The organism is Phenylobacterium sp. (genome assembly GCF_024508875.1).
GTDB lineage: Bacteria > Pseudomonadota > Alphaproteobacteria > Caulobacterales > Caulobacteraceae > Phenylobacterium.
The window spans coordinates 1-4072 of record NZ_JANINU010000203.1; the positions used below are offsets into that span (position 1 = coordinate 1).

Sequence of the window (4072 nt, forward strand, 5' to 3'; positions counted from 1 at the left end):
TCGCGGTCGCGGGCGAAGTCGGTGCGCGTGCGGCTGGCCGCCTCCGGGACCTTGCGGCCCCGCGACGTCGCGGGATTTTCGGCGAAGGGCGCGCGGGCCGGGATGGAAGACGCCATTAAACCAATCTAGCTAGGACCTCTTGGTCGAGGCCGCGGGGCCCCTCATATAGTCTTACGCGTTCATTCGTCTAACAGAGCATGACCACCACCGACGTCACCCTCTCCTCCGCCGCGGCGGACCGGATTCGCGCCATCGGGGCCCAGGAGGGCCGTCCGGTGATGCTGCGCGTCGCGGTGGAGGGCGGCGGCTGCTCGGGCTTCCAGTACCAGTTCGACCTGGTCGACCAGGCCCAGGACGACGACCTGAAGGTCGAGCGGGACGGCGCCGCCGCTCTGGTGGACGTGGTCTCTTTGGCCCTGCTGAAGGGCTCCGAGATCGATTTCGTCGACGAACTGGCGGGCGCCGAGTTCCGGGTGCGGAACCCCAACGCCAAGTCGAGCTGCGGCTGCGGCGTCAGCTTCTCAATCTGACAGCTTCTCGCCGAGGGGTGGCGCGGAGGTCGCTTCGAGGATCTTCACGTCCGGCGGCGGGCGGAACATGTCAGGCGGCTCCGCCAGCCCCCGCTCGTAGTTGTCGTAACGGATGATGCTGACCGGCCGGTTGTCCCGCACGTAGGTGATCATCAGCGGCTTGCCCGAACGATCGTCCATGAGGATCGCCAGATTGGCCGAGCCGACGTTGTAGGTGTGAATGCCCGCGTTGATGCCGCCCCAGCGGACGGTCCTCTGCGCGATCGGCGCGCGCACGCTGACGAACTCGGCCTCGCAGCCATACTCCAGGGCCATGAACTCGGGGGGAGCCGAACCGGGAGGCAGGATCGGGGCGCGAACCTCCAGCACCGGGCCCTTGTCCACCGAGTGGCGCCCCTCGCGGCTGGCCGTGTCGATCATCCAGATGTCGGGCTCGGCGATGATCACCAGGGCCTGGCGGGCCATCGGCGCCTTGGCGTCCTGGAGCTGGGCCGAGACCACGGGCTCCTCGACGCTGCGCAGGTAGCGGCCGCCCTTGCGCCACAGGGTCTTGGGCTGGGCCCGCGGGTCGATCGCCTGAAGGCCGGGCGTGACGTTGCGCACCGTCATGCTGACCAGCGAGCGCGGCTGGCACGGGGGCACCTCGGAGGCGACCTCGGGCCGCGGCGGGGCCACCATAGGCGGCAGCGGCTGTGCCTGCGCGACGCTCGCGCCGAGCGCCAGCAGGACAGGGAGGGACTTGGAGATCGCCATGATCGCGCCAGGGTCCACGGCGCGGGGCGACGGTCAAGCGGGCGCGCGCGCGAGGCGAGGTTGAGCCGGACCGCCCGCCCCCCTAGGTTCGCGGCAACTTCCCCGGAGTCGCCGATGCGCATCGCCACCTGGAACGTCAACTCCGTCAACGCACGGCTGGAGACCGTCGTGCGCTGGTTCGAGGAGGCCAAGCCCGACGTGGCGTGCCTGCAGGAGATCAAGTGCGTCGACGAGAAGTTCCCGGCCGAAGCCTTCGAACGGCTTGGCTACAACGTCGCCGTCCATGGCCAGAAGACCTATAATGGCGTCGCCCTGCTCTCGAAGACGCCGCTGGAGGATGTGCGCCGCGGCCTGCCCGGGGACGATACGGACGAACAGGCGCGATACATCGAAGCCGTGGTGTCGGGGCCCGAGCCCGTGCGCGTCGCCTCCATCTACCTGCCGAACGGCAATCCGGTCGCCACCGAGAAGTTCACCTACAAGCTGGCCTGGATGGATCGCCTGAACGCCCACGCCCGCGATCTGCTGGGCCTGGAGGAGCGGTTCGTCCTGGCCGGCGACTACAACGTGATCCCCGAGCCCCGCGACGCCGAATTTCCGGCCAACTGGACCGAGGACGCCCTCTTCCAGCCCCAGAGCCGCGCCGCGTTCCGGGCGCTCAAGAACCTCGGCCTCACCGAAGCCTATCTGCAGGCCGACGGCGCGCCGGGGGCCTACACCTTCTGGGACTATCAGGCCGGCGCCTGGCAGCGGAACAACGGCATCCGGATCGACCACGCCCTGCTCTCGCCCCAGGCCGCCGACCGCTTGGCCGGGGTTTCCATCCACCGCGACGTGCGCGCCTGGGACAAGCCGTCGGACCACGTGCCACTCGTGGTCGAGCTTGATCTCTAGGCCAGCGCGCCTCTTAGCCGACTCACCGAAACGACGTAGCCTCGTTACATGGACGAGGTCGCGCGACTCCTGACGCTGCTCGCGCTCCTGGGGGGCGCGATGACGCTGCTGGGCGGCGTCTGCGTCTGGCATCTCGATGAGACGCGGCGCATCCGGCGCACCTTGGTCCAGGCGCTGGGCGCCGAGCCCCAGCCCATGCTGGTGGCCCGGGGCCGCGGGCTGGGCATCGGCTTCGACCTTGCCCGCAATCTCGTGGTCATCGCCTGGGACAGGGGCGGCTGGCGCCTGAACTATCGGCTCGACGAGCTTGTCGGCGTGGAACTGATCGTGGACCGGCAGGTGGCGGCGCGGGCGTTCCGCGGCGAGCCCCGGCGCGCGCTGGACCAGCTCGCCGATCCGCAGGAGCGGGTCCGCCTGCGCTTCGTCTTCGACGACCCCGAACACGTCGACTTCGAGATGGACCTCTGGCTGCCCGAGGACGACGGCCGTCGGGGCCGGTTCTACGCCGACGAGGCCCTACGCGAGGCGAACCGCTGGATGGCGCGGATGGAGTCACTTCTGCGCCGCCCCGTTAACAAGCCCGCGGCGGCAGCGCCTGTTTCGGCGTCCGCGCCCCCAGCTTCCCGCCCGCCGACCGCGCTCGCCCCAGAGCCCGAGCCGGCAAGTCCCGCCGCGAGGGCCGAGCCTGTGCGACGCGAGCCGGCCGGGCCTCTGTTCGGCGACGACGCATTCGAGGACGACGAGGAAGACGCCTTCTGACAGAAGGCGTGGCAGTCGCCTCGCTGTGGCGGGCGCCGCCTGGCGGGCTCACCCCAGCGCGAACTCCACCGCCGCCTCGCAGTGGGCCACGGCGGTGTCCACGGTGGGCAACGGCATCTCCACTGGGTCGAGCAGCAGGCCGATCTCGGTGCAGCCGAAGATGACGCCATCGGCGCCGGCCTCGCGGCCGCGCTCGATCATCTCAAGCACCACGGCCTTGGACTCCGGGCGGATCACGCCCTGACACAGCTCGTCGTAGATGATGGCGTGCAGACGGTCGCGGTCTGCCTTCTCGGGCGTCAGCGGCGTCAGGCCCAGCTCCGCCAGCCGATCGCGATAGAAGGCCTTCTCCATCGTAAAGCGGGTGGCCAGCAGCAGCGGCCTGGTCACGCCCTGGGCCGTCAGGGACCTAGCCGTCGCGTCGGCGATATGGATGACCGGGACCGAGACGGCCGCGCGGATATGCGGCGCGTTCAGATGCATCGTGTTGGCGCAGATCACGATGGCCTGGGCGCCGGCGGCTTCCAGCTTGCGAGCCGCCTCCGCCAGGATCGCGCCGGTGGCCTCCCAGTCGTCCCTGGCCTGGAGTTCCGCCACCGGGGCGAAGTCCACGGACCACAGGACCAGTTCGCACGAGTGCAATCCGCCCAGACGCGCGCGCACCAGCCGGGTGAGCTCGCGATAGTAGACGGTGGTGCTCTCTGCGCTGATCCCGCCGATCAGGCCGATGGTCTTCATGCCTCAGATGTCCGCGTAGACGTGCGTCTCGGCCTCGGCGCCCGGATGGGTGACGGCGCCCAGGTGAGCAGGGCCGACGCCCTGCGCGAACTTCCAGATCGCGCCCGATTGGTAGTTGGTCTTGCGCGGCGTCCAGGCGGCCTTGCGGCGTTCCAGCTCCGCGGCGTCGACCTCCAGTTCGATCGTTCCGGCGTCGGCGTCGATGGCGATGATGTCGCCGTCCTTCACGAGAGCGATCGGCCCGCCCGCCTGGGCCTCAGGACCCACGTGGCCGATGCAGAGGCCGCGCGTGGCGCCCGAGAACCGGCCGTCGGTGATCAGGGCGATGTTCTCGACCCCCTGCCCCTTGATGGCGGCGGTCGTGGACAGCATCTCGCGCATGCCGGGGCCGCCCTTCG

At 70.0% G+C, this 4072-nt stretch carries 7 protein-coding genes; 3 read left to right on the forward strand and 4 right to left on the reverse strand.

Annotation, left to right across the window (positions count from 1 at the left end; genetic code table 11):
• Positions 1-116 (reverse strand): hypothetical protein (locus tag Q0L11_RS15000; RefSeq protein WP_296598286.1); only part of this gene is annotated, 116 nt, incomplete at its 3' end.
• 81 nt (positions 117-197) lie between these two features.
• On the opposite strand from Q0L11_RS15000, the gene erpA reads away from it, so the two are divergent.
• Positions 198-530: an iron-sulfur cluster insertion protein ErpA gene (gene erpA / locus Q0L11_RS15005; RefSeq protein ID WP_296598278.1), complete on the forward strand. Its 333-nt coding sequence runs from the start codon at positions 198-200 to the stop codon at positions 528-530.
• Here erpA and Q0L11_RS15010 read toward each other — a convergent pair.
• Complete coding sequence (locus Q0L11_RS15010; protein WP_296598279.1) at positions 522-1283, reverse strand: hypothetical protein; 762 nt, start codon at positions 1281-1283, stop codon at positions 522-524. The two genes, erpA and Q0L11_RS15010, sit on opposite strands and share 9 nt — an antisense overlap.
• 114 nt (positions 1284-1397) lie before the next feature.
• Between Q0L11_RS15010 and xth the strand changes: the two genes are divergently transcribed.
• Positions 1398-2177 carry an exodeoxyribonuclease III gene (gene xth / locus Q0L11_RS15015; RefSeq protein ID WP_296598280.1) on the forward strand — a complete coding sequence of 260 codons (780 nt, stop codon included), beginning with the start codon at positions 1398-1400 and terminating at the stop codon, positions 2175-2177.
• A 48-nt stretch (positions 2178-2225) separates the two neighbouring features.
• Entirely contained in the window at positions 2226-2936 is a 711-nt protein-coding gene (locus tag Q0L11_RS15020; protein ID WP_296598281.1) for a hypothetical protein, read from the forward strand.
• A gap of 48 nt (positions 2937-2984) precedes the next feature.
• Here the strand turns inward: Q0L11_RS15020 and Q0L11_RS15025 are convergent, their stop codons facing one another.
• Positions 2985-3674, reverse strand: a complete 690-nt coding sequence (locus Q0L11_RS15025; RefSeq protein ID WP_296598282.1) for an aspartate/glutamate racemase family protein — start codon at positions 3672-3674, stop codon at positions 2985-2987.
• Positions 3675-3677: 3 nt separating this feature from the next.
• The coding region (locus tag Q0L11_RS15030; RefSeq protein WP_296598284.1) for a dihydroxy-acid dehydratase at positions 3678-4072 on the reverse strand (395 nt) is incomplete at its 5' end.